This is a genomic window from Methylobacterium sp., from assembly GCF_019750675.1.
Classification (GTDB): Bacteria; Pseudomonadota; Alphaproteobacteria; order Rhizobiales; family Beijerinckiaceae; genus Methylobacterium.
In genome coordinates this window covers 12,182-36,593 of the sequence record NZ_JAIEOF010000008.1, presented here as the reverse complement: position 1 = coordinate 36,593, position 24,412 = coordinate 12,182, and the positions used below count along the sequence as shown (strand labels likewise).

Annotated in this window: 24 protein-coding genes and 1 pseudogene; 12 read left to right on the top strand and 13 right to left on the bottom strand. The window is 69.4% G+C overall.

From position 1 onward, the window contains the following. Positions 1-8: 8 nt before the first annotated feature. The 5 genes from lpxD to K2X24_RS00450 all read right to left on the bottom strand — a co-directional run bounded on the left by lpxD (position 9) and on the right by K2X24_RS00450 (position 8,122). Positions 9-1,064: a UDP-3-O-(3-hydroxymyristoyl)glucosamine N-acyltransferase gene (lpxD, locus tag K2X24_RS00470; protein WP_292493649.1), complete on the bottom strand. Its 1,056-nt coding sequence runs from the start codon at positions 1,062-1,064 to the stop codon at positions 9-11. A gap of 45 nt (positions 1,065-1,109) precedes the next feature. Beyond that, positions 1,110-3,653, bottom strand: coding sequence for an outer membrane protein assembly factor BamA (gene bamA / locus K2X24_RS00465; protein ID WP_292493647.1), 2,544 nt, complete (start codon positions 3,651-3,653; stop codon positions 1,110-1,112). 329 nt (positions 3,654-3,982) lie between these two features. Continuing rightward, a complete protein-coding gene (gene rseP, locus K2X24_RS00460; RefSeq protein ID WP_292493644.1) occupies positions 3,983-5,143 on the bottom strand; it encodes an RIP metalloprotease RseP in 1,161 nt (386 codons plus the stop codon). 162 nt (positions 5,144-5,305) lie between these two features. After that, complete coding sequence (locus K2X24_RS00455) at positions 5,306-6,886, bottom strand: DHA2 family efflux MFS transporter permease subunit (protein ID WP_292493643.1); 1,581 nt, start codon at positions 6,884-6,886, stop codon at positions 5,306-5,308. 9 nt (positions 6,887-6,895) lie between these two features. After that, on the bottom strand, positions 6,896-8,122 hold the full coding sequence (locus tag K2X24_RS00450) for an HlyD family secretion protein (RefSeq protein ID WP_292493641.1): 1,227 nt from the start codon (positions 8,120-8,122) through the stop codon (positions 6,896-6,898). 141 nt (positions 8,123-8,263) lie between these two features. Between K2X24_RS00450 and K2X24_RS00445 the strand changes: the two genes are divergently transcribed. After that, positions 8,264-8,908: a TetR/AcrR family transcriptional regulator gene (locus K2X24_RS00445; protein WP_292493639.1), complete on the top strand. Its 645-nt coding sequence runs from the start codon at positions 8,264-8,266 to the stop codon at positions 8,906-8,908. A gap of 9 nt (positions 8,909-8,917) precedes the next feature. Here K2X24_RS00445 and dxr read toward each other — a convergent pair whose 3' ends face one another. From dxr to K2X24_RS00405, 8 genes are all read right to left on the bottom strand, one after another. Further along, on the bottom strand, positions 8,918-10,081 hold the full coding sequence (dxr, locus tag K2X24_RS00440) for a 1-deoxy-D-xylulose-5-phosphate reductoisomerase (protein ID WP_292493637.1): 1,164 nt from the start codon (positions 10,079-10,081) through the stop codon (positions 8,918-8,920). A 12-nt stretch (positions 10,082-10,093) separates the two neighbouring features. Further along, positions 10,094-10,960: a phosphatidate cytidylyltransferase gene (locus K2X24_RS00435; protein ID WP_292493680.1), complete on the bottom strand. Its 867-nt coding sequence runs from the start codon at positions 10,958-10,960 to the stop codon at positions 10,094-10,096. Next, positions 10,960-11,676: an isoprenyl transferase gene (locus K2X24_RS00430; protein ID WP_292493678.1), complete on the bottom strand. Its 717-nt coding sequence runs from the start codon at positions 11,674-11,676 to the stop codon at positions 10,960-10,962. Before K2X24_RS00430 ends, K2X24_RS00435 begins: the two co-directional genes overlap by 1 nt. Positions 11,677-11,869: 193 nt before the next feature. Next, on the bottom strand, positions 11,870-12,436 hold the full coding sequence (gene frr / locus K2X24_RS00425; protein ID WP_243915762.1) for a ribosome recycling factor: 567 nt from the start codon (positions 12,434-12,436) through the stop codon (positions 11,870-11,872). A 253-nt stretch (positions 12,437-12,689) separates the two neighbouring features. Next, a complete protein-coding gene (pyrH, locus tag K2X24_RS00420; RefSeq protein ID WP_292493634.1) occupies positions 12,690-13,412 on the bottom strand; it encodes a UMP kinase in 723 nt (240 codons plus the stop codon). 171 nt (positions 13,413-13,583) lie between these two features. Beyond that, on the bottom strand, positions 13,584-14,504 hold the full coding sequence (gene tsf / locus K2X24_RS00415; RefSeq protein ID WP_292493632.1) for a translation elongation factor Ts: 921 nt from the start codon (positions 14,502-14,504) through the stop codon (positions 13,584-13,586). Between the two features lie 182 nt (positions 14,505-14,686). Then, positions 14,687-15,754 carry a 30S ribosomal protein S2 gene (locus K2X24_RS00410; RefSeq protein ID WP_292493631.1) on the bottom strand — a complete coding sequence of 356 codons (1,068 nt, stop codon included), beginning with the start codon at positions 15,752-15,754 and terminating at the stop codon, positions 14,687-14,689. 167 nt (positions 15,755-15,921) lie between these two features. Next, positions 15,922-16,296: a PH domain-containing protein gene (locus K2X24_RS00405; protein WP_238279827.1), complete on the bottom strand. Its 375-nt coding sequence runs from the start codon at positions 16,294-16,296 to the stop codon at positions 15,922-15,924. A 95-nt stretch (positions 16,297-16,391) separates the two neighbouring features. Here K2X24_RS00405 and K2X24_RS00400 point away from each other — a divergent pair, with 95 nt between their 5' ends. From K2X24_RS00400 to K2X24_RS00350, 11 genes and pseudogenes are all read left to right on the top strand, one after another. Then, positions 16,392-17,153 (top strand): pyridoxine 5'-phosphate synthase, encoded by a 762-nt coding sequence (locus tag K2X24_RS00400; protein ID WP_292493628.1) that lies wholly within the window; start codon positions 16,392-16,394, stop codon positions 17,151-17,153. After that, positions 17,150-17,542 (top strand): annotated as a pseudogene (gene acpS / locus K2X24_RS00395) (holo-ACP synthase); the annotation flags it as partial. The gene K2X24_RS00400 and the pseudogene acpS, both read left to right, overlap by 4 nt. Positions 17,543-17,622: 80 nt before the next feature. After that, positions 17,623-17,919 (top strand): type II toxin-antitoxin system HigB family toxin, encoded by a 297-nt coding sequence (locus K2X24_RS00390; RefSeq protein WP_292493626.1) that lies wholly within the window; start codon positions 17,623-17,625, stop codon positions 17,917-17,919. Beyond that, on the top strand, positions 17,919-18,305 hold the full coding sequence (locus K2X24_RS00385) for a helix-turn-helix domain-containing protein (RefSeq protein WP_292493624.1): 387 nt from the start codon (positions 17,919-17,921) through the stop codon (positions 18,303-18,305). Before K2X24_RS00390 ends, K2X24_RS00385 begins: the two co-directional genes overlap by 1 nt. Before the next feature lie 158 nt (positions 18,306-18,463). Further along, on the top strand, positions 18,464-19,264 hold the full coding sequence (lepB, locus tag K2X24_RS00380) for a signal peptidase I (RefSeq protein WP_238279830.1): 801 nt from the start codon (positions 18,464-18,466) through the stop codon (positions 19,262-19,264). A 13-nt stretch (positions 19,265-19,277) separates the two neighbouring features. Next, positions 19,278-20,066: a ribonuclease III gene (gene rnc / locus K2X24_RS00375; RefSeq protein ID WP_292493621.1), complete on the top strand. Its 789-nt coding sequence runs from the start codon at positions 19,278-19,280 to the stop codon at positions 20,064-20,066. 79 nt (positions 20,067-20,145) lie between these two features. Further along, the gene (gene era / locus K2X24_RS00370) at positions 20,146-21,048 is read left to right on the top strand and encodes a GTPase Era (RefSeq protein ID WP_292493676.1); all 903 of its coding nucleotides are present in this window, start codon (positions 20,146-20,148) and stop codon (positions 21,046-21,048) included. 129 nt (positions 21,049-21,177) lie between these two features. Beyond that, complete coding sequence (locus K2X24_RS00365; protein ID WP_292493619.1) at positions 21,178-22,113, top strand: methyltransferase; 936 nt, start codon at positions 21,178-21,180, stop codon at positions 22,111-22,113. Positions 22,114-22,160: 47 nt separating this feature from the next. Further along, positions 22,161-22,862, top strand: a complete 702-nt coding sequence (locus tag K2X24_RS00360) for a 16S rRNA pseudouridine(516) synthase (RefSeq protein ID WP_292493674.1) — start codon at positions 22,161-22,163, stop codon at positions 22,860-22,862. A gap of 64 nt (positions 22,863-22,926) precedes the next feature. Further along, positions 22,927-23,190 (top strand): PepSY domain-containing protein, encoded by a 264-nt coding sequence (locus tag K2X24_RS00355; protein WP_292493617.1) that lies wholly within the window; start codon positions 22,927-22,929, stop codon positions 23,188-23,190. 48 nt (positions 23,191-23,238) lie between these two features. Then, entirely contained in the window at positions 23,239-23,943 is a 705-nt protein-coding gene (locus tag K2X24_RS00350) for an MgtC/SapB family protein (RefSeq protein WP_292493615.1), read from the top strand. The last annotated feature ends 469 nt before the right edge of the window (positions 23,944-24,412 follow it).

The window sequence follows — 24,412 nt, the reverse complement described above, 5'->3', positions numbered from 1 at the left end:
AGCCGGGCTCAGCCCTTCGGTTCATCGCCGCCGGAGCGCTCGGCGAGGCGGGCCAGGGTGGTGAGTTCCCGGAACCAGGCGCGTACCGGCTTGGCCGGCGTCCCGCCCCAGCGGCTGCCCGGCGGCACGTCGCGGTTCACGTTGGAGGAGCCGGCGATCTGTGAACCCATGCCGATGCGCAGATGCCCGACGACGCCGACCTGTCCGCCGAGGACGACGTAGTCTTCGAGGGTGGTCGAGCCGGAAATGCCCACACCGGAGACGATGACGCAGTGGCGTCCGATCACGACGTTGTGAGCGATCTGCACGAGGTTATCGATCTTGGTGCCCTCGCCGATCACCGTGTCGCGGCTGGCGCCGCGGTCGATCGTGGTGTTGGCGCCGATCTCGACGTCGTCCTGAACGATGACGCGGCCGATCTGCGGCACCTTGAGGTGGCCGCCGGGACCCATGGCGAACCCGAACCCGTCCTGACCGAGGCGCGCACCCGGGTGGATGATGACCCGGTTTCCCACCAGGGCATGCGTCAGCGTAACCCCGGCTCCGATGGCGCAGTCCCGCCCGATCCGCACGCCCGGTCCGATACTCGCGTTCGCGCCCACGATGGTGCCGGACCCGATCTCGGCGTTCGGGCCGATGACGGCACCCGGATCCACGTGGACGCCCGGCTCGAGCCGTGCCTCCGGATGGACATGGGCCCCCGGCGCCACGCCGCTTGCGGAAAAGAGCGAGGCGGGTCGCATCGCCTCGGGGTGCAGGCGGGCCAGCAGCCCCGCATAGGCCCGGTAGGGATCGCGCAGGACGAGGGCGACGGTGCCGGCCGGCACGCGGGGCGCGAAGCGCGGCGAGACCAGGCAGATACCCGCCCGGGTCGCGGCGAGCGCGTCCCCGTAGCGGGCGTTGTCCATGTAGGCGACATCCTGCGGCGTCGCCGATTCGAGGGGCGCGGCCCCCGTGATCACACGGTGCGGATCGGCGCCCTCGGGCACCGAAACGCCAGCAGCCTCGGCGATGGCGCCGAGGCTGAGGGTGGAGGACGCGGAGAAGAAGACGGGATCTGACATGCTGTCACAACGCGCCGCCTCCCGAAAGGGAAGCGGCGCTCGATGTCAGAAGCGCGAGCCGCCGGAGAACCGGAAGGCCTGGATCTGATCCTGGCCGACGCGGCCGAAGGCGGTCTTGATACCCTCGTCCTTCGAGAGGGCGTAGGCGTAGTCGAAGCGGATCGGGCCGAGCGGCGAGTTCCAGAGGATCGAGGCACCGACCGAGGAGCGGATGATCAGCTTGTCGCGGACGTTCACGCACTCGGGCTCGACGCCGATGGTCGCCTGGTTGAAGTTACAGCCGCTGCCCGGCGCGAAGCCGTTGATGAAGCGATCGTTGTTCACGTCGAACTGCGTGCGGCCGTTATAGCCGAACAGCGTACCGGCATCGGCGAAGACCGCGCCCTTCAGGCCCAGATCCCGCGGGATGCCGGGGAGCGGGAACTGAACTTCGACCGTGCCGCCGAAGTAGGTCGAGCCACCGATGGCGTTCGAGCGGCTGTCGGAGATGCCGATGTCGCGCGGGCCGATGCCGTTGGGCGCGAAGCCGCGCACGAGCGACGGGCCGAGGAAGAACTGATCGGTGATGCGCAGGGGCTGGTTGTTGAGGGCCTCGATGTGACCGCCCTGGAAGCGCACGAAACCGACGATGTCTTCGTAGAACTCCTTGTAGTAGCGGGCGTCGCCCGTCACGCGGAAGAACTTCGAGTCGCCACCGAGGCCGGCGAGGTCGGGCTTCAGTTCGGCGTAGAGGCCGTTGCGCGGCGAGGCGAAGTTGTCGAGGGTCGAGTAGGCGAGCGTCAGGCCGGCAAGTGAGGTGAGGGTCGAGCCCTGCGAGCCCTTGAGTGCGATCGAGGCTTCACCGTCGAGGGCACAGGTCGGAAACGCTGCCTGCTCACCAGCCGCGCCGGTGGCCTTCAGGCCGTTCGTGAGCGTCGTGTAGCCCGGGATCGGGTTCGAGCAGTCGTTGTACGGCCGCTTGACGGTGTTCGGGACGCGCAGCTCGGTGTTGTAGAGCGAGTACCGCATCGTGATGCCGAACTCTTCCGTGATCGGCAGGCCGATGCGGAGCTGCCCACCGTAGACCGTGGTCTCGTAGCGCGAGTAGCGGGTCTGGTCGCTGTACTTGTAGAAGGCGTCGAAGCCGGCGGCCAGGCGGTAGCCGAGGAAGTACGGCTCCGTGAACGAGAAGTCGAACCCGCGCGAGTACTGACCGCCGGTGCCGGCGACGCGGACGTACTGGCCGCGTCCGAGGAAGTTCGACTCGGATACCGAGACCTCGCCGATGATGCCGTCCTGGGTGGAGTAGCCGCCCGCCACCGAGAACGAGCCCGTGGGCTGATCCTCGACGTCGATGTTGATGATCACGCGGTCGGCCGAGGAGCCCGGCTCGTTGGAGAAGCGCACCTTCTTGAAGAAGCCGAGGCCGTTCAGGCGGCGCTCGGCGCGGTCGGTCAGCACCCGGTTGTAGGCGTCGCCCTCGGTGATATCGAGCTCGCGGCGGATGACGTAGTCGCGGGTCCGGGTGTTGCCGCGGATGTTGATCCGCTCGACATAGACGCGCGGGCCATCCTCGACCACGAAGCCGAGGGCCACGGTGTGGGTGGCGCGGTCGCGCTGGCCCGTCGGGCGGACCTGCGCGAAGGGGTAGCCCTGGCGGCCGACCTGGTTGGTCACGCCGTTGAGGGTCCGCTCCACGTCCTCGGCGTTGTAGACGTCGCCGACCTGGGCGCGCACCTCGCCGTCGAGCTTCTGGGTATCGAGGCCCGGCAGGCGGGAATCGATCGCCACCGCACCGACGCGGTACTGCTCGCCTTCCTCGACCGTGACGGTGACGACCCAGCCGGCATCACCCTCGCCCTCGACGTAGCGGGCATCGGCGTTCACCACGCGGAAGTCGGCGTAGCCGTTCTTGAGGTAGTAGCGCCGGACGATGTCGAGATCGCTGGTGATGCGATCGGGATCGTAGACGTCCGAGGTCTTGATGAAGCTGAGGAAGTTCATCTCCGACGAGGACATGAGCTCGCGCAGCTTGGAATCCGAATAGACGTTGTTGCCGACGAAGTTGATCGCCTTGATGCCGGTCTTGTCGCCCTCCTCGATGACGTAGATCACGTCGAGGCGGCCGTTCGGCAGGTCGACCGTGCGGAAGCTCACCTTCGCGGTGCCGCGGCCGGCGCGGCGGTAGACTTCCTTGATGCGCTGGATGTCGGCCTGGACCACACCCTGGCTGAAGGCGCCACGCGCCTTGGCCTCGACCTCGCCCTCGAGGGTGGCCTTCTCGATCTTCTTGTTCCCCTCGAACACCACCCGGTTGATGATGTTGTTCTCGCGGACGCTCACCACCGTGCCGCCGCCGCTGCGCGACACCTTCACGTCGGAGAACATGCCGGTCGCCAGCAGGTTGCGGCGGGCCTCTTCGGGGGAGCCCGAGGCGGTGCCGGTCACGTAAGACCGGATCGTGTCGGAATCGACACGCTTGTTACCCTGGACGACGATCTGCTGCGCCTGAGCGGCGCCACCGAGGACCAGGCCAGCGGCCGCCGCGGCGACTAGGACGATGGTCTGTTCCGCCGACTTGCGCCGGCGCTTCCCCGTCATCGACATCATGTAATCGCCCGTCTCTTTTATCTTCAGCGCGAGTTTGCACCCGCAATCAGCCACCCGTTTGCGGGCGTCCTGACCTCTGGTCCCAAGCTCAGCTTCTATCGGGATTCCCAGGCGAAGCAAACGCTCGGGACTCCCGCTCACCCGGGATTTTGCGGAGACGTGGCCTTCCGGTCACTTAACGCCGCGCTTCGATCCCCCAACAGGGTCAACGAATCGTTCCGCGCGGGGCGTCGCTGCCCCGCGCGGAACGAAGAATGCGATGGTGGTGAAAGACTTTAGGCGTCCCGAAACGGGATGCGCCCGCAATCCACAGGCGCGTCGGGCCGATTTCAGGTCCCGCGGCCGCGCCAGGAGAAACCGAGGTTCAGGATGTCGTTCCAGGCGGCGAAGAGCATGAGGAACAGGACGAGCGCCAGCCCGATCCGGAAGCCGATCTCCTGCGTGCGCTCGCTCAAGGGGCGCCCGCGCACGGCCTCGAAGGCGTAGAACAGCAGGTGTCCGCCATCGAGGAGCGGGACCGGGAAGAGGTTGAGGAGCCCGATCGAGACGGAGAGCAGGGCCACCAGCCCGATTAGGCCGCCGACGCCGCCGACCTTGGCGACCTCGCCCGACACACGCGCGATCCCGATCGGACCCGAGAGCTGGTCGGGGGATTCCCGGCCCGTCAGGAGCTTGCCGATGTAGTCGATGGTCCGGTCGACCACGAAGTAGGTCTCGTACACGCCGAGGCCGAGGGAATCGACGGGGCCGTAATGAACGAGCTTGGCATCGGCGGCCTTGGGGCCCTGGATGCCGAGGCGGCCGAAGCGATGGCGCCCGAAGGGCGTCACGTCCTCCTTGCTCTCCGGCACGGCCACGAGGTCCTGGGTCTGGCCGTTGCGCTCCACCGTGATGGTGAGCGCGTTCCCGGCCGCCCCCGAAACCGTGCGCTGCATGTCGGTGAAGCTGCTGATCCGCGATCCGCCGATGGCGCGGATCACGTCGCCGGGCTGGAAGCCGGCGCGGGCGGCGGCGCTGTCCGGGACCACGGCCTCGACGCGGGCCGGCGTCTCGTAGCGGCCGTTGAGGTAGATGGCGCCCGAGAAGAGCGCGATGGCGAGGAGGAAGTTGGCGATGGGGCCGGCCGCCACGATGGCGGCGCGCTTGGGCAGGGACTGGGTCGGGAAGCTCGTCGCCCGCTCCCCCGGACTCATGCGCGCCACCGCCGCGGGGTCCGGCACGCTGGCGCCGTTGGCGTCGCCGTGAAACTTGACGTAGCCGCCGAGCGGCACCGCCGAGAGCTTCCACCGGGTCCCGTAACGATCGTTGAACCCGAACAGCTCCGGACCGAATCCGAGGGAGAAGGCGTGGACGCCGACGCCGCACCAGCGCCCGACCAGGAAGTGCCCCATCTCGTGGACGAAGACCACGATGCTCAGCACGATCAGGAAGGGGATCACGGCACCGAAGAATCCGGTTGCCGTGCCGCCCATGGCGTTCAGGAAGTCCATGCGTCGATCCTCTCGGCCTCCCCGGGGCCGTCGTTCCGCTCTAGCAGATCGTGTGCGTACGACGCGAACGCAAACCGGAAGAGCGGGATTCGGCGTCGCAGCGGCGCGCGGGGACCGGATGTCCCCGCATTCCCGGCGACAGGGTAAAGAGCGGGCCCGGCCTCAATGCCCCCCACCGGCACCCGCCGCCGCGCGAGGCCGGCGGATGAAGGGCACGGCGCAGGCCATGGCCACGAACAGGATGGTGAGCACCAGGAACACGTCGGTGAAGCCCATCACCAGCCCCTGCATCCGCACGGTGTTCATCATCGCCTTCAGGGCCATGGCGTCGGCGTTGCCCCCCAGGACCTCGAACTGGCGGCGCGTCATCTCCAGGCGTTCGAGCACGGCGGTGTTCGTCCAGGTGAAGCGCTCGTGCAGGCGCGCGAGGTGGAGGTCCCAGCGGTCGTTGAGCACCGTGTTGATCAGCGCGAGGCCGACGGCGCCGCCGAGGTTGCGCGTGAGGTTGTAGAGCCCCGAGGCGTTCTTCATCCGGGCCGGCGGCAGGGTGCCCAGCGCGATGTTGTTGATCGGGATCATGCACAGCATCAGCGAGCAGCCGCGCAGGACCTGCGGCACCAGGAGCTCCCAGAAATCCCAGTCCTTGGTCAGCCCCGTGACCATCCAGGTGCCGGTGGCGAAGCCGAGGAACCCGAGCCCCATCATCAGGCGCGGATCGACCTTGCCCGAGAAGCGCCCGGCGATCGGCGCGGTGGCGAACATGCAGAGGCCCGAGACGAACATCGTCTCGCCGATCTGCAGCGCGGAGTAGCCGCGCACCCGGCCCAGATAGACCGGGTAGAGGTAGGTCAGCCCGTACAGGCCGATGCCGAGGACGAAGCTGAAGATGCTGCCGGCCGCGAAGTTCCGGTCGGAGAAGGCGCGCAGGTCGACGATCGGCTCGGCCGCCGTGAAGGCCCGCCAGAAGAAGGCCGGCCCGGCCGTGAGGCAGACCACCGCGCAGGCGAACACGGCCTCGTCCGCGAGCCAGTCGTGGTTCGGCCCCTCCTCCAGGACGTATTCGAGGCAGCCGAGCATCAACGCCATGAAGACGAGGCCGAACCAGTCGAAGCGCTTGAACAGGGCGAGGTTCGGTTCGTCGAAATCGACCAGCAGATAGGTGGACACCGTGACGAAGATCCCCGGCACGACGTTGACGAGGAACAGCCAGTGCCAGTCGAACAGGTCGGTGAGGTAGCCCCCCACCGTCGGCCCGATGGTGGGGGCGAGGGTCGCCACGAGGCCGATCATCGGCGAGACGATGGACCGCTTCGAGGGCGGAAAGATCGTGAAGGCCGAGGCGAACACCGTCGGGATCATGCCGCCGCCGATGAAGCCCTGCGCGGCCCGCCAGAGGATCATCTCGTTGATGGAGGTCGAGGTGGCGCACATCAGGCTCATCGCCGTGAAGCCGCCGGCCGAGACCACGAACATCCAGCGGGTGGAGACGACCCGCGACAGGAAGCCGGAGAGCGGGATCGAGATCACCTCGGCGATGAGGTAGCTCGTCTGGACCCAGGGGATCTCGTCGCCCGAGGCCGAGAGGCCGGCCTGGATCTCGGCGAGCGAGGCCGAGACGATCTGGATGTCCAGGATCGCCATGAACATCCCGAACACCATGCAGACGAACGCCACCATGCGGCGGCGGTCCAGCGGCGGCTCGACGGCCGGTGCGGCGGGTCCCAGGGCGGCGGTGGCGGCCATGTGCGGGGCCTAGCGGCGCAGCGCCGTACGGACGCGGGCATCGGCGGCCGCCTCCGCGCCCTCGCGGGTGTCCACCCGGACGGTGACGGAGAGGCCGGGGCGCAGGATGCCCTCGCGGGCGACGTCCGCGGGAACGTGCACCCGCACCGGCAGGCGCTGGACGATCTTGGTGAAGTTGCCCGTCGCGTTGTCGGGCGGCAGCAGGCTGAAGACCGAGCCGGAGGCGGGCGAGAGCGACTCGACCTCGCCGACGATGTCGCGGTCCGGATAGGCGTCCACCGCGATGTGGACGCGCTGGCCCGGATGCATGCGCTCGACCTGCGTCTCCTTGAAGTTCGCGTCGATGCGGACGCTCTCCAGGGGCACCAGGGCGGCGATGCGCGAGCCCGGCGAGACGTAGGCGCCGGCCTCCACGGCCTTGTTGCCGACCACGCCGTCGAAGGGCGCCCGGATCGTCGTGAACGTGAGGTCGCGCTCCGCACGGGCCTCGGCGGTGCGCAACTCGGCGGCCAGCCCCTCCGCCTCCTTGCCCTGCGCCCGCAGCACCTCGACATTGGCGCGCATGGCGGTGAGGGAGGCCTCCGCCCCCTTCACGGCGGCGTCGGTGCGGTCGCGGTCGGCCCGTGCCTGCTCGATGCGGGCCTTGGCGACGAAATCGACCTTTTCGAGCTGTTGCTGGCGGGCATAGTCGGCCGCGGCCCGCACCGCGTCGGCCTTGCTGGCGTCGATCTGCGCCGAGGCCTGGAGCATCTGCGCCTGCGCCGCCTCGACCTGCCGGGCGATCCGGGTGATGGCCGCCTGCTGCGTCACCAGCTTGTCGTGCGCGGCCTGGGCGGCGAGACGATAGTCGCCGTCGTCGATCCGGGCGATCACGTCGCCCCGGCGCATCGTCTGCCCGTTCACGACCGGCACCGCCGCGAGGTAGCCCGGGACCTTGGCGGCCAGCACCGAGATGTCGGCCTGCACGTAGGCATCGTCGGTGCTCACGAAGAAGCGCCCGACCGTCCACCAGGCATGCGCCTTGTAGGCGCCGCCCCCGAGGGCGGCGAGGACCAGGGTGGCCATCACGAGCTTGCGCGCACGTCGCGGCTTGGCCGGCGCCTCCGCCGCCGCGATGACGGCCGGCGTGTTGGGTACAGCCGGCACGGCCGCCGGAGGCACGGCGGCGGCATTCGTCTCGACGGTCGCCGGCTGGGCGGGCTCGGCCCGGAATCCCTCGTCCTCACGCAGGCTCATGGCATCGATCTCATGATGTCGAACGGGTTCGTGAAACATTTTGACCGAACCGTTCGGTCATTTTCCGGGCCGCGAAAGCTGGCGCGACCCGAGGCTCTGGGATATTATGACCGAACCGTTCGGTCAATCAGGATCACGACCATGGCGATCGCCGAAGCCACCCTGGATGCGCGGGAGCGCACATCGCCCGAGACCGACAAGCGACGTCAGATCCTCGAAGGCGCCCGCGCGGTCTTCATGGCCTCGGGGTTCGACGGCGCGAGCATGGGCGAGATCGCCAAGGCGGCGGGCGTCTCCAAGGGGACGCTCTATGTCTACTTCGACAGCAAGGAGGCCCTGTTCGAGGCCCTGGCGCTGGCGGAAAAGCGCGGACTCGCCGAGGTGCTGTTCCGGCTCGATGCCGACGATCCCGACCTACGCGGCGTGCTGACGCGCCTGGGGCGCAGCTACCTCGCCGAAATGGTCCGGCCGGAGCACGTCACGGTGATCCGGATGGTGATCGGCGCCTGCGAGAAGTTCCCGCGCCTCGGCCAGGCCTTCTTCGAGGCGGGGCCGGTCCAGGGGACGAGCCGGCTCGCCGCCTATCTCGACGCGCAGGTCACGGCCGGGCGGCTGCGCCCGGCGGATACCAACCTCGCCGCGCGCCAGTTCCTGCAGATGTGCCAGGCCGGATTGCTGACCCGGCTGCTCTTCAACGCCGGCGACGGGGCCGCGCAGTCGGAGATCGGGCACAATGTCGAGGAAGCCGTACGGGTCTTCCTGGCGGGTTACGCGCCGGAGGCCTGACGCGGCGGCTCAGGCCGCCGCGACGGCCTGGCTGCTCCAGCGGCGGACCTCGGCGTCGATGGCCAGGGCCTCGTCGACATTCTCCGGCGCGGTCCGGTACTGGCCGGCGAAGTGTTCGCAGGCCCGCTCGACGAGGTCGGCGATGCCGTAGAATCCGATAGCGCCCTTGATGAAGGCCGCCACGGCGATCTCGTTGGCCGCGTTCATCACGGTCGGGGCGGCGCCCCCGGCGGCGAGGGCCGCGCGGGCGATGCGCAGACAGGGGAAGCGCACCTCGTCGGCGGCCTCGAAGGTAAGGCTTCCGGCGGCGGCGAGGTCGAGATGGCGCCCGCGCGTGATCGTCAGGCGCTCGCCGAGGCCGAGGCAATGGGCGATCGGAACCCGCATGTCCGGCATCGCGAGGCCGGCCGTCACCGCGCCGTCGCGCCAGTAGACGAGGCCGTGCACGATCGATTGCGGGTGGACGATGACGTCCAGGCGCTCCGGCTCCAGGGCGAAGAGGTGGTGCGCCTCGATCAACTCCAGCCCCTTGTTCATCAGGGAGGCCGAATCGATGTTGATCTTCATGCCCATCGACCAGGTCGGGTGTGCGGCGGCCTCCGTGGGCGAGGCGCTCGCGATGCGCTCGCGGGTCCAGGTCCGGAACGGGCCGCCGGAGGCCGTGATCGTCATCTTCGAAACGTCGTCGAGGCGCCCGTCGCCGAGCGCCTGCGCCAGGGCGTTGTGCTCGGAATCCACCGGCAACAGGGTGGCGCCGTAGCGCTTGGCGTCGCGCATGAAGGCGTCGCCGGCGCAGACCAGGCTCTCCTTGTTGGCCAGCGCCACCGTGCGGCCGAGCTTCAGCGCCTCGTGCGTCGGGCGCAGGCCCGCGGCCCCGCTCACCGCCGCCACGACGATATCGGCATCGCGGGCGACCGCCTCCAGCACGGCGCCCTCGCCGGCCCCATTGCGGATGCCCGTGTGGGCCAGCGCCTCGCGCAGGGCCGGGCCGGTGGATTCATCGGCCAGCGCGACGAAATCGGGCTTCAGGTCACCGGCGAGCCGGGCGATCGCCGCGACGTCGCGCCCCGCCACGAGGCCGCCGATGCGGAAACGGTCGGGATGCTGGAGCAGCAGGTCGATGGTGGATTGGCCGATGGAGCCGGTGGCGCCGAGGATTGTGACGGTCAGCAACGGATGGGTCCTTCAGGCCGCCACGAAGCGGCGGGCGATGAGATAGAAGCCGGCCAGGACGGCCACGGCGAAGAAGCCGTCGAGGCGATCCATGACGCCGCCGTGGCCCGGGATCGAGCGGCCCGAATCCTTGAAGCCATAACGGCGCTTGAGGGCCGATTCCACGAGGTCGCCCCCCTGGCTGAGGATCGAGGCGACGGCGCTGAGGAGGCCCACGAGGGCGAGCGGCGCGGTGGCGAGGTCGCTCCAGCCGTGATCGCGGGCGAAGACCACGAGGCCGATCCCCGCCAGCGTTCCGCCGACGAGGCCGCCGATGGCGCCCGACCAGGTCTTCTTGGGGCTGACCCGGGGCATGAGCTTGGGGCCGCCGAGGGTGCGGCCGGTGAAGTAGGCCACGATGTCGGTGGTCCAGACCACGGCGAACATCCAGGCGGGGCCGAGGAGGCCGATGGCCGGATCGTCGCGCAGGGCGGTGGGCACCAGGGCGATCACGGCCGCGCAGAGGAGGCCGGCCACGGCGCGGAACCGTCCGGCGGCCTCTTTCGCCACGGCCGCCACCAGGACCGTGCCGATGCCCGCGACCGCGAGGCCCGCCCCGAACGAGGCGTCCCCCTGCAGGCAGAGCACGAGGCCGAACAGCGTCGCGGCGGTGAGCGCGAGCACGAGGCGGCGCGGCGCGGTCGCGCTCATGCCGATCCATTCGGCGGCGAAGACGATGCCGGCGGCGAGCCAGATCACCGCGAACGGCCAGCCGCCGATGATCAGGGCCGAGAGAACGATGGCGCCGAGCAGGAGCGCCGAGACCACCCGGGCCTGGAACTCACGGCCCGCGAAGGGACCGCGCGGCGCGGTGGGTGCCGCCTCTCCGGGCGCCACGATCAGCCGGCCTTGCCGCTGAGGCCGCCGAAGCGGCGGTCGCGGCGATGATATTCGTCGAGGGCTGCCCGGAAGGCGTCGTCGTCGAAGTCGGGCCAGAATTCCGGCACGATCACGTACTCGGCATAAGCCGTCTGCCAGGTGAGGAAGTTCGAGAGGCGCTGCTCGCCGGAGGTGCGGATGACGAGGTCCGGGTCCGGGATGCCGGTGGTGTCGAGAGCCCCCGACAGGGCGTCGAAGTCGATGGCCTCGGGAGCGAGGCGTCCCTCCGCGACGTCGCTGGCGAGGCGGCGCACCGCGCGCAGGATCTCCTGGCGACCGCCGTAGTTGAAGGCCACCACCAGGGTGAGGCCGGTATTGCTCCGGGTGCGCTCCTCGGCCTCGTCGAGGAGGCCTGCGATGTCGGCACTCAGGCCGGCGCGCTCCCCGATGATGCGCACGCGCACGTTGTTGCCGTGCAGGTCCGCGAGGTCGCGGCGCACGAAGAGCTTGAGCAGGCCCATGAGGTCGGCGACCTCGGCGGCGGGCCGGCGCCAGTTCTCGGACGAGAAGCTGTAGATGGTCAGGTAGCGTATGCCGAGGTCGATGGCCGAGCGCACGGCCCGGCGCACAGCCTCGACGCCACGGCGATGGCCCTCGACGCGGGGCAGTCCGCGCCCGGCCGCCCAGCGCCCGTTGCCGTCCATGATGATGGCGACATGGGCGGGCACGGCCTGCACGGCGAGCGGCTTCGCGGAAAAGCCCGTCGGCCCGCTATCCGGGGCGCCCCGCGCGACCGCCTCGGCGCCGTTCACCCTCGCGGCCTCGATCTGACGCGCGCCCCCTGAGCGACCCAACGCGCTTCTCCCCCATCCGTCGTTCGTGTCGATCACGCGCCGTCCCAAGACCGTATCAGGTCGATCCTGCGGGCCCCTAGACCTGCATGATCTCCTTTTCCTTGGCCGCGAGCACGCCGTCGATCTCGGCGATGAACTGGTCGGTCGCCTTCTGGACGTCGCCCGCCTGACGCTTCTCGTCGTCCTCGCTGATGGCGCCGTCCTTCTCGAGCTTCTTGAGGTGGTCGAGGCCGTCGCGGCGCACGTGGCGGACCGCGACGCGGGCCTCCTCGGTGTACTTGTGCGCGACCTTGACCATCTCCTTGCGGCGCTGCTCGTTCATCTCCGGCACGCGCAGGCGGATCGTCTGGCCCTCGGTCTGCGGGTTCATGCCGAGGTCGGATTCGCGGATGGCCTTCTCGACGGCGCTGACCATGCCGCGGTCCCAGACCGAGATCGAGAGGAGACGCGGCTCCGGAACGCTGACGGTGGCGACCTGCGCCATGGGCATCATCGCCCCGTAGGCGTCGACCTGGATCGGATCGAGGATGCTCGGCGTGGCGCGGCCGGTGCGCAGGGAACCGAGGTCGCCCTTGAGCGAGGCGACGGCGCCCTGCATGCGGCGCTTGATGTCATTCAGGTCGAACTCTGGAATGGCTGCCATGCGGATCGTTCCCGACGCGAACTGGAGGAGGTGGGGTCGGGCCGCCGGGGCCCGTTCGTGGGCCTCAATGAACCAAAACGAGATGGGTCGCAAATGGCGTTCGCGCCCACGCGGCGCGAAATCGCCCGGTCCGTCATCCGCGCCGTTACCGCGGGTGGAATTCCCCGGCACTGTGCATGGCGCGACGCCCGCAAGCTTTGCGTCCCCGCGTCATTCTCTTTTCTCGAACGGGCGAGCACTTCGACGAACGCGGTCAGGGGACGACGTGGGTGGCCGGCGCCTCGCCGGTGAGGATCGCCCTGATGGAACTCGGGGCATGGACCGAGCCGACGACGATCGACAGGCGGCTCTCGCGGGCCAGCGCGAAGGCGGCGGTGTCCATCACCTTGAGGTCGCGGGCGATGGCCTCGTCGTGGGTCAGGCGGTCGTAGCGGGTGGCGCTCGGATCGTGCTTCGGATCGGCCGAGTAGACGCCGTCCACCTGCGTCGCCTTGAGCACCGCCTCGCAGCGCAGTTCGGCCGCCCGCAGCACGGCGGCGGTGTCGGTGGTGAAGTAGGGGTTGCCGGTCCCTCCGGCCAGAACCACGACCTGCCCCTTGTCGAGGTGGTGCAGGGCGGGCTGGCGGGCGTAGGTCTCGCAGATCGTCGGCATCGAGACCGCCGACATGGTGCGGGCCGGAACGCCGGCGGCGTTCAGGGCCGTCTCCAAGGCCAGCGAATTCATCACCGTGGCCATCATGCCGAGGGAATCGCCGGTGGCCCGGTCGATCCAGCCGGCGGCCGAGATGCGGGCCCCGCGGATCATGTTGCCGCCGCCCACGACCAGGGCGATCTGGATGCCGGCCTCGCGGGTGCGGGCGATGTCGTCCGCGATGCCCGCGAGCGTCGGCGGGTGCAGCCAGTAGCCGTCGGGAGCCGTCAGGGCCTCGCCCGAGAGCTTCACGAGGACGCGGCGAAACGGTGTGGTCTCCGGCATCGAGCCAGTCCCCTCAAACCCGGCCCGAGATCTCGGGTGGGAAGCCAAACGGAAGCGGAGGGGTGTCTAGCCCAAGGCGGGCCGGAACGTCGAGGGGCGGCGGCATCGCTGCCACCGCCCCCGGGTCGTTTTCGGATGCATTCGGCGCCGGATCGACCGGCGCGCGGCGCCTCAGCGCGAGAGGCTCGCGACCTCGGACGCGAAGTCCGGGCCCTCTTCCTTCTCGATGCCCTCGCCGAGGGCATAGCGGACGAAGGCGGTGAGCTTGACCGGCGAACCGGCCTTGCCCTCGGCCTCCTTGAGGACCTGGGAGACGGTCTTGGAGCCGTCATGCACGAAGGGCTGCTCCAGGAGGGTAACCTCCTTGTAGTAGCTCTTCAGGCCGCTCTCGACGATCTTGGCGAGCACGTTCTCGGGCTTGCCGGCATTCTTCTCGCGCAGGATGTTGATCTCGCGGTCGAGGGTCGCCTGGTCGACGCCGGCGGCATCGAGCGCCACCGGGTTGGTGGCGGCGACATGCATGGCGATCTGCCGGCCGAGGGCGGAGAGCACCTCGACATCGCCCTCGGACTCCAGCGCGACGAGCACGCCGATCTTGCCGAGGCCGTCGGCGACCTGGCCGTGGACGTAGGAGGCGATGACGCCCTTGGTCACGTCGAGCTTGGCGACGCGGCGCAGGGTCATGTTCTCGCCGATGGTGGCGATGAGGTTGGCGAGGCTCTCCTTCACCGTCGTCGCGGCGCCGGGGAACGTGGCGGCCTCGAGGCCCTCCAGGGTTCCGTCGGTGTTGAGGGCGAGCTTGGCGGCCTCGCGGACGAAGGACTGGAAGCTGTCGTTGCGGGCGACGAAGTCGGTCTCGGAATTCACCTCGACGATGGCGGCGTGGTGGCCGGCGGACTCGACGGCCACGAGGCCCTCGGCGGCGACACGACCGGCCTTCTTGGCGGCCTTGGCGAGACCCTTCTTGCGCAGCCAGTCCACGGCGGCTTCGATGTCGCCGTCCGTCTCGTTGAGCGCGCCCTTGCAGTCCATCATGCCCGCGCCGGTCTTCTCGCGGAGCTCTTTCACCAGTGCGGCGGTGATGTTGGCCATGGCGGGTCCTTTCCGTGTCTTGCCGGATGCGAGGCTGCCCCGGGGGGCTCGCGAAGCCGGCGTTTCTTGAGGGGTTGAGTCTTCTGAAGCGACTGAGCCCGGCGCTCAGGACAAGCGCCGGGCTTCAGGAAGCAGTGTCCGATCCGCCGATGGCGGCCCGATGACCGGCCGCCGGTGCGGGATCAGGCGGCGGCGGCGGCCTCGACGAAGCCGCGGGCCTGCTCGACCCAGCCGTCGCGACCGATGCGGCCGTTCAGCTTGAGGTCGGCATCGACCTTGGCGACGTCGTCGGCGCTCATGGAGGCGAGCTGCCAGTAGTGGTAGATGCCCGCCTCGTTGAGCTTCTGCACGATCTGCGGGCCGGCGCCGTGGAGCTTGGACAGGTCGTCGGGCGCGCCGCGGGGAGCCGAGAGCAGCTCGAAGTGCTCGGTGGACTCCACGAGGGCGGCGACGTCGGCCTGGGTGACCGAGCCGGACTCGATGGAGGCCGCCGCGTCGTCGTTGGCCGGCAGCTCCTCGGCGACGGGCTCCTCGGAGGCGCCGATGTCCACGCCCATCGAGCCCTGGCCGCGCGAGATGCCGTCGATGGCGGCGCGGGCGATCAGGTCGCAGTACAGGGCGATGGCGCGGCCGGCGTCATCGTTGGCGGGCACGACGTAGGTGATGCCGTCCGGGTTGCAGTTGGTGTCGACGATCGCCGCCACCGGGATGCCGAGGCGCTGGGCCTCCTTGATGGCGAGCTGCTCCTTGTTCGTGTCGATCACGAACAGCAGGTCGGGCACGCCGCCCATGTCCTTGATGCCGCCGAGCGCCTTCTCGAGCTTGTCCTTCTCGCGGCCGAGCATCAGGCGCTCCTTCTTGGTGAGGCCCTGGGCCCCGCCGTCGAGGGTCTCGTCGACCTTGCGCAGGCGCTGGATCGAGCCCGAGATGGTCTTCCAGTTGGTCAGCATGCCGCCGAGCCAGCGGGAGTTGACGTAGTACTGGGCCGAGCGCTTGGCGGCTTCCGCGATGGTGTCGGCCGCCTGGCGCTTGGTGCCGACGAACAGCACGCGGCCGCCCTTGGCGACGGTGTCGCTCACCGCCTGCAGGGCCTGGTGAAGGGCCGGCACGGTCTGGGCGAGGTCGATGATGTGGATGTTGTTGCGCGTCCCGAAGATGTAGGACTGCATCTTCGGGTTCCAGCGGTGGGCCTGGTGTCCGAAGTGGGCGCCGGCCTCGAGAAGCTGACGCATGGTGAAATCAACGGCCATGTCTGTGTACTCTCCGGTTGGTACCGCCGCGGAGGAAGCAGTCGCGCCCGAGGGACGGCGACCACCGGAAACGCCTCATTCAGGCATGAGGCCGGCTCCGCGTGTGGAATGGGCGGGGCCTTAACAGAGCCCGCCCGCCGAGGCAAGGTTTGCCGACGCCGTCGCGATCAGCGGATCGACGCCGCGATCGCCTGCTGGATCGCCAGGATGTTGGCGCCGCGCTTCAGGGTCTTGCGGATCGGTTCGGCCCGGCCCGAGACCCAGATCGCGAGCTCCGAGTCGAGGTCGAAGCTTCCCGCCGTCTCCACGGAGAACGATGTGATCGCCCGGTAGGGCACGGTCATGTACGAGACCTTGCGGCCGGTGAGGCCCTGCTTGTCCACCAGGATCAGGCGCCGGTCGGTGAAGACGATCAGGTCGCGCAGGATGCGGAAGGCGACCTGGACCGATTCCCCCTGCGTGAGGATGCCGGTCAGCTGCTCGTTCACCTCCGCGGGCGTGAGGTCGCTGCCGTGGCCGAGCAATCCATCGAGAAAACCCATCGCGCGCCGTATCCCCCTGAAGCTGCGTGTCGCCTATGTAGGGGCCCGGGCGCCCGTCCGTCAGGGTGCCGTGTTTCCGTTCGGAGTCCGCCGCGATGTCCACCTCCGCCCCATCCCCGAATCGCCTGCGGCTCGGGGTGAACATCGACCACGTCGCCACGGTGCGGAACGCCCGCGGCGGCACGGCGCCGGACCCGATCCGCGCGGCGCAAGCGGCGGTCGCGGCCGGGGCGGACGGCATCACGGCCCACCTGCGCGAGGACCGCCGGCACATCCGCGACGCCGACATGGAGACCCTGGCGCGCCTCCTCACCGTTCCCCTCAACTTCGAGATGGCGGCCACCGACGAAATGATCGGGATGGCGATCCGCCTCAAGCCGCACGCGGCCTGCCTCGTCCCGGAGAAGCGCGAGGAGCGCACCACAGAGGGCGGGCTGGACATCGTCGGCGCGTACGAATCCCTGCTCCCCCGCATCGCCCGCCTGGGGCAAGCCGGCATCCGCGTCTCGCTCTTCGTCGAGCCCGACGCGGCGGTGATGGACGCGGCCCGGCGGCTCGGCGCCCCGGTGGTCGAGTTGCACACCGGCAGCTACTGCGAGGCGGTGGCCGAGGGCGACGGGGCCCGCACCGCGCACGAACTCGGCCGGATCACCCGCGCGGCCACCTACGGGGCGGGAATCGGCCTCGAGATCCATGCCGGCCACGGCCTCGCCCTCGACAGCGTCGGCCCGGTGGCGGCCCTGCCCGAGATCGCGGAACTCAACATCGGCCACGCGCTGATCGGCGAGGCGATCTTCGTCGGCCTGCCCCAGGCGATCCGCGACATGCGCAGCGCCATGGACGCGGCGCGGGCATGATTCTCGGGATCGGCTCCGACCTCTGCGACATCCGCCGGATCGAGAAGTCGCTCGCCCGCTACGGCGAGCGCTTCACCCACCGGGTCTTCACCGACGGCGAACGGGCCAAGTGCGACGCCCGCGCGGCGCGCGCCCCCTCCTACGCCCGGCGCTTCGCCGCCAAGGAAGCCTGCGCCAAGGCGCTCGGCACCGGCATCGCCCGGGGCGTGTTCTGGCGGGACATGGAGGTGGTCAATCTGCCCGGGGGGCGCCCGACCCTTCGCCTCACCGGGGCGGCCGCCGAGCATCTCCTGGCCATGATGCCCGCCGGCCACGCGCCGAAGCTGCACATCACCCTCACGGACGATCCGCCCATGGCTCAGGCCTTCGTGATCATCGAGGCGGTGCCGGACAGCCCCTGGAGGCACAATCAGGGCTGCTACCAATTCGAATGTTGTTCCCAATCGTGGAACATGCGAAAATTGATGCGATGCAGATCATCGCGAAGCGGACGCTGCGCGCGTTCTGGGCAAGACATCCTCGTGCCGAGCATCCGCTTCGCGAATGGTACACCCTCGTGGATCAGGCGGAATGGTCCGGACCAGCCGATGTGAGGCAGCTCTTTGGCCGAAGCGTCGATTTTGTTGGCGACAACCGCGTGATCTTCGACATTCGACACAATGAATTCCGGCTCATCGTGCATGTCGCCTACGCATATCATCGCGTGCTGATCAAATTCGTTGGAACCCACGCCGAGTACGACCGCATCGATCCGGAGACCGTGTGATGATGGATATTCGTCCGATCCGTACCGATCAGGATCTCACCTGGGCCATCGATGCGATCCGCCCCTACTTCGAGCATCCACCGGCTGCGGGCAGTCCGGAGGCTGATCGATTCGATGTCCTGGCGACGTTGATACAGGCGTACGAGGATACCGAACACACCATCGAACCGGTCGATCCGGTCGATTGCCTGAACTATGCGATACAGAACCTCGGGCATTCGCAAGGCGAGCTGGCCGAACTGCTCGGGTCGCGTTCGCGCGCTTCGGAGATCCTCAACCGGCGACGGGCCCTGACGCTGGAGCAGATCCGGCTCATCCATGCGGCCTGGCATCTGCCCCTCACCGTCCTGGCACGCGCGTATCCCCTGGCCCAGGACGCGGCGTAGGCCCGCCACGGGCTCGTGTCCGGAAGCACGAGCCGAAGCCGCCTCATCAGCCCGTGCGTTGCGGCGCCTTTGCGCATGGTCTATGCCGCCGCTCGACCGTCGACGACGGAAGCCGCCCGGAATCCGGGTGCCAGCGTCGGACCGGAGATGGCAGCCAGATGGAACGTGCCCGCGTGGACCACCAGACGAAGCGTGACCTGAAGGTCGCCGAGACCGGCACCTGGGCGAGCATCAAGGAGACGCTGAAGGTCGGTGGGCAGGCCCTGCTCATCGCCCTCGTGGTGCGCACGCTTCTGTTTCAGCCCTTCAACATCCCCTCGGGTTCCCTCGTTCCGACGCTGCTGATCGGCGACTACCTGTTCGTCTCGAAATATTCCTACGGCTACTCGAAATACTCCCTGCCTTTGAGCGAGTACCTGCCGTTCACGGCCGACGGGCGGATCTGGGCGGCCGAGCCCAAGCGCGGCGACATCGCGGTGTTCAAGCTGCCGAAGGACAATTCCACCGACTACATCAAGCGCGTCATCGGCCTGCCGGGCGACAAGGTCCAGATGAAGGCCGGCCTCCTCTACATCAACGACGTGCCGGTCAAGCGCGAGAAGATCGCGCCGTTCGAGACGACCGGGCCCTACGGCGAGCAGGCCAAGGCCGAGCAGTACCTCGAGACCCTGCCCAACGGCGTCACCCACCGGGTGATCGAGCGCGACGGCGACAACGGCTACTGGGACAACACCGAGCCCTACACCGTGCCGCAGGGCCGCTTCTTCATGATGGGCGACAACCGCGACAACTCGACCGATTCGCGCGATCTCGCCAATGTGGGCTTCGTGCCCTTCGAGAACTTCGTCGGGCGCGCGGAGATGATCTTCTTCTCCATCGACGAGGGCACGCCGGCGTGGCAGATCTGGAACTGGCCGGCGAAGGTGCGCTGGAACCGGCTGTTCACGGCCATTCACTAGGACGTTCAGTATTGTGACCGAAGAGGCGCGTCCCTCCAGCCGGGCGCGGCGCGCGCCCCGTCCCAAGCCCAGCCTCGCCGTGCTCGAGGCCAGGATCGGCCACGTCTTCGCGGACCCGAAGCTCCTCGTCCTCGCCCTGACCCACGTGAGCAAGGCCGGCGGCAACGGTCGCCTCGGCAGCTATCAGCGCCTGGAATTCCTCGGAGACCGCGTCCTCGGCCTCGCCATCGGCGATCTCCTCTACGAGGCCTTTCCGGGCGCGGACGAGGGTGAGCTGTCCCGGCGTCTGGCGGGCCTCGTCCGCCGCGAAACCTGCGCGGCGGTCGCCACCGTTTGGGATGTCGGTCCGCACCTCGCCCTCGGGCCCGGCGAGGTCCAGAGCGGCGGCCGCCGCAATCAGACCATCCTGGCCGATGTCTGCGAATCGATCCTCGGCGCGGTCTACCTCGATGCCGGCTACGAGGCCGCCAAGGCCATCGTGAACGCAGCCTTCACCCCCGACACGGACACGGCGGCCCCCCGCGGCCGGGACGCCAAGTCGGCCCTGCAGGAATGGGCGATGGCCCGCGCCCTGCCGATTCCCGTCTACGACGTGGTCGAGCGCTCAGGCCCCGACCACGCCCCCGTCTTCCGGATCGCCGTGCGCGTCGAGGGCCTGGACCCCGGCGTCGGGGTCGGCCCCTCGAAACGTCTGGCCGAGCAGGAGGCCGCCCGCCTCGTGCTGGAGCGCGAGATCACCGGTCCCTCCCGAACCCAGGAGACGTCGGCGGACGTCGACGAAGGACATGCCCCAAATGCCTGACGACGATTTGCCGGACGACGATTTCGACGGCGACGACGATTTCGCCCCGCCGCCGCTGCAGCCGCGGCCCGCCGTGACGATGCCGGAGAACACCACCGCGGGCTTCGTCGCGCTGATCGGCATCCCGAATGCCGGCAAGTCGACGCTCCTGAACAGCCTCGTCGGTACCAAGGTCTCGATCGTCTCGCGCAAGGTCCAGACCACCCGCGCCCTGGTGCGCGGCATCGTCATGCACGAGACCGCGCAGATCATCCTCGTGGACACGCCCGGGATCTTTGCCCCGAAGCGCCGCCTCGACCGGGCGATGGTGCACTCGGCCTGGAGCGGCGCCTCGGATGCCGACGCGGTCTGCCTCCTCATCGATGCCCGCAAGGGCGTGACCGAGGAAGTCGAGGCGATCCTGGCCAAGCTGCCGGACGTGAAGCGCCCCAAGGTGCTGATCCTGAACAAGATCGACCTGATCCCCCGCGACCGCCTGCTGGCGCTGGCCGCCACGCTGAACGAGCGCATCCCGTTCCAGCACACCTTCATGGTCTCGGCGCTCAACGGCGACGGCATCGAGACGCTGAAGTCGACGCTCGCCGGCATGATGCCGAAGAGCCCCTGGCTCTACCCGGAGGACCAGGTCTCCGACGCGCCGATCCGGATGCTCGCCGCCGAGATCACCCGCGAGAAGCTCTACGACCGCCTGCACGAGGAACTGCCCTACCGCTCCACGGTCGAGACCGACCAGTGGCAGGTCCGCCCCGACGGCTCGGTGCGCATCGAGCAGACCATCTTCGTGGAGCGCGAGAGCCAGCGCTCCATCGTGCTCGGCAAGGGCGGCCAGACCATCAAGGCCATCGGGCAGGCCGCCCGCCACGAGATCGCGGAAGCGGCCGAGCAGACGGTGCACCTCTTCCTGCACGTCAAGGTGCGGGAGAACTGGGCGGACGATCCGGCGCGCTACCGGGAGATGGGTCTGGAGTTCCCGCGCGGCTGAGCATGCGCTATGAGGACGGGAGACCGGCCCCCGCGACGATTCTCATCGTGCGGCGGCCCGGGCCTCCCGATTTCCTGTCACGCCCTGAGCCGTCGAGGCGCGCGCGCCGTCGCGCCGGATCCCGTCACGATGTCCCCCATACCCGTCTCGGAAGCGCCCGCCCCGGAAGCCGTCTACGGCGCGCCGCCCCTCGAACTGGTCCAGGTGGCCGAGACCGCCCTGCAGGTCTCGCCCCTGGTCCCGGGCGCCGCCCGCCTGGAGGATCTCGCCCCCGGCGGCCTCGAGCGCGTCGACGTCCTGGCGCCGGCCGGCACCCTTGAGCGGCGCTACGTGCTCGCCCTCGCCCTCCAGGCCCTGCGCCCTGGCGGGCGGCTGACCGCGCTGGCTCCGAAGGATCGCGGCGGCAGCCGGCTCGGCAAGGAACTGGCGGGGTTCGGCTGCACCGTGCACGAGGAGGCCCGCCGGCACCACCGCATCTGCGCGCTGACGCGTCCCGAGACGGTGAGCGGCCTCGAGGAGGCGATCCACGAGGGCGGTCCGCGCCACATCGACAACCTCGCGCTCTGCAGCCAGGCGGGGATCTTCTCCTACGATCGGCTCGATCCGGGCACCGCCCTGCTGCTGGCCAACCTGCCGCTCCTCGCCGGCACGGGCGCCGATTTCGGCTGCGGCCTCGGCATTCTCGCCCGGGCCGTGCTGGCCTCGCCGAAGGTGACGGGGCTGACCCTGATCGACATCGACCGGCGGGCCGTCGAGATGGCGACCCGCAACGTCGGCGATCCCCGCGCGACCCTGCGCTGGGCCGACATCCGCTCCGGTGGCCTCGGGCTCAGCCGCCTCGACTTCGTGGTGATGAACCCGCCCTTCCACGACGGCGGCGCCGAGGACCAGGCCCTCGGCCAAGTCTTCATCGCCCGCGCGGCGGAGGCCCTGCGCCCCGGCGGCAGCCTCTGGCTCACGGCCAACACCCACCTGCCCTACGAGGCGCCCCTGAACGCCGCCTTCAAGGCCGTGGCGCTCAAGGCGTCGGCGGGCGGCTACAAGATCTACGAGGCGCGCCGGTGACCAAGACCAAGGCCGCCAACCTGCGCCTCGACCGGTTGCTCGCCAACATGGGCTACGGCTCCCGCCGGGAGATCGCCCTCCTGACCCGGGCCGGCCTCGTGGTGCTGGACGGCGTGCCCCTGCGCGATGCCGACCAGCGCATCCCGGTGACGCCGGACCTCGCGCAGCGGATGCTGATCGACGGCGAACCCCTCGATCCGCCCCCGGGCCTGACCCTGATGCTGCACAAGCCGCTCGGCGTCACCTGCTCGCACAAGGAGGTGGGCCCCCTCGTCTACGGCCTGCTGCCCGAGCGCTGGCGGCGGCGGGAGCCGGCCCTCTCCACGGTCGGCCGCCTCGACAAGGAGACTTCGGGCCTGCTCCTCCTCACGGACGACGGCGCCCTGCTCCACCGGATCATCGCCCCGAAGGCCAACGTGGCCAAGCGCTACCGCGTCACCCTCGACCGGCCCCTGACCGGCGGCGAGGCCGCGATCTTTTCCGCCGGCACCCTGATGCTGGAGGGCGAGGAGAAGCCCCTGCTGCCGGTCGACTTCGAGGCCGAGGGCGAGACGGGCGCCGTGGTCACCCTGCACGAGGGGCGCTACCACCAGGTCCGGCGCATGTTCGCGGCGATCGGCAATCACGTCACCGCCCTGCACCGCGACCGCGTCGGCGGCCTCGACCTGCCGGACGACCTCGCGCCCGGCGCCTACCGCATCCTGGACGAGGCCGACATCGCCGCCGTGTTCGCCGGCGGGAGCGCCTGACGCACGCGGAACCGGAGCGCTCACCCCTCGTTTGATCGCCGGCTATATCGGCGGGAGGTGCCTCATGAACCGATTCGCGACGTTTGTGCTCGCCCTCGCCCTGAGTGCCGGCGCCGTCGGCTCGTCCCGAGCAGACACGCCCGGGGCCGACTGGATGCCGGCCGATCAGGTCAAGCGGAAGCTGATGGCGGCGGGCTACACCAGCATCACCGAATTCGAGGCCGATGACGGACATTGGGAGGGCGAGGGCGTGAAGAACGGCATGAAGATGCAGTTCCACGCCGACCCGAAGACCGGCGCCATCCTGTCGGAGAAGCCCGACACGTGAGGACATGCCCCGGCTGCCAAATCTCGCTCGCATGATGAGGGGCGCGGCATGCTGAGCAACATCGACATGGTCGGGCGCCTGCTGGCGGCCGCGCTCCTCGGCAGCGTCATCGGCTTCGAGCGCGAGCGTCTGGTCTGGGCCGCCGGCATGCGGACGCACATGCTGGTCTGCGTCGGCTCCTGCCTGCTGATGATCGTCTCCGCCTTCGGATTCGCGGACATCCTGGGGCGGCCGAACGTCACCCTTGATCCTTCCCGCGTCGCCGCGCAGGTCGTCTCGGGCATCGGGTTTCTCGGGGCGGGCACCATCCTGCTGCGCGGCGAGGTGGTGAAGGGCCTGACCACGGCCGCGAGCCTCTGGGCGGTGGCGGCCATCGGCCTCGCGGCCGGCGGCGGCCTGTACGTACCGGCCATCGCCACGACCGTCATCGTGCTCGCCATCCTCGCCGGCATGAAGCCGCTGGAGGAACGGTATCGCGAACGCCGCCAGCGACACGACCTGCGCATCGTGGCACGCCACGGCACCCTGACCATCGACAGCCTGCGGGGCATCGCCGGACCATGCGCCTCGAAGCTGCGCCAGATGGTGATTCGGCAATGCGAGGCGGGGAGCCGCGACGAGATCACCCTCTGCCTCGTGCACGTGGATCGCGGCGCCTTCGACGCTCTGGTGGAGCGCCTGCGCAAGCACGAGGCGGTCGAGAGCGTCGAGGCGATGGAGCGTCAAACCACGGGGCGCGATCCCGACGCCTGACGATCGAGGCGCGATGTCCATCGGTCAGCGTGATGGATGCAGCGCCGGTATACGTCCGACACGTCGTTGCGCTCGCATTCGATGATGGAGAGACGACCGACCCGCGTCCGATAGGATGCGCACCCGGTCGACAAATGAAACGCTGACCGATCCTATCGTTCAGAGCCGACGTATCGAGCTTTGCAGAATCGCTCCGGAGGTCGAATCCCATCGGCCTGTCCCCATTCGCCCTCCGGTTCGATCCGATCCGGTTCGGCAGAACACCGATGGCGCCGGTTATCGGCCGGCTCGCGGACCTTGCCAATCGCGAACAAGTCCTTTAAGCGCACCCCCTCGCGTTCGCTCCGGCTGGGGGCTGAACGGACGGTGCCGATTCCATCGGCACAGGGCCGAACCCTGAAGAGGGTTTTCCCGTCGTCCCGTGTCTCCGCCTTCGATCAACCGCTCGGGCCTTCAAACGGCTCGAAGG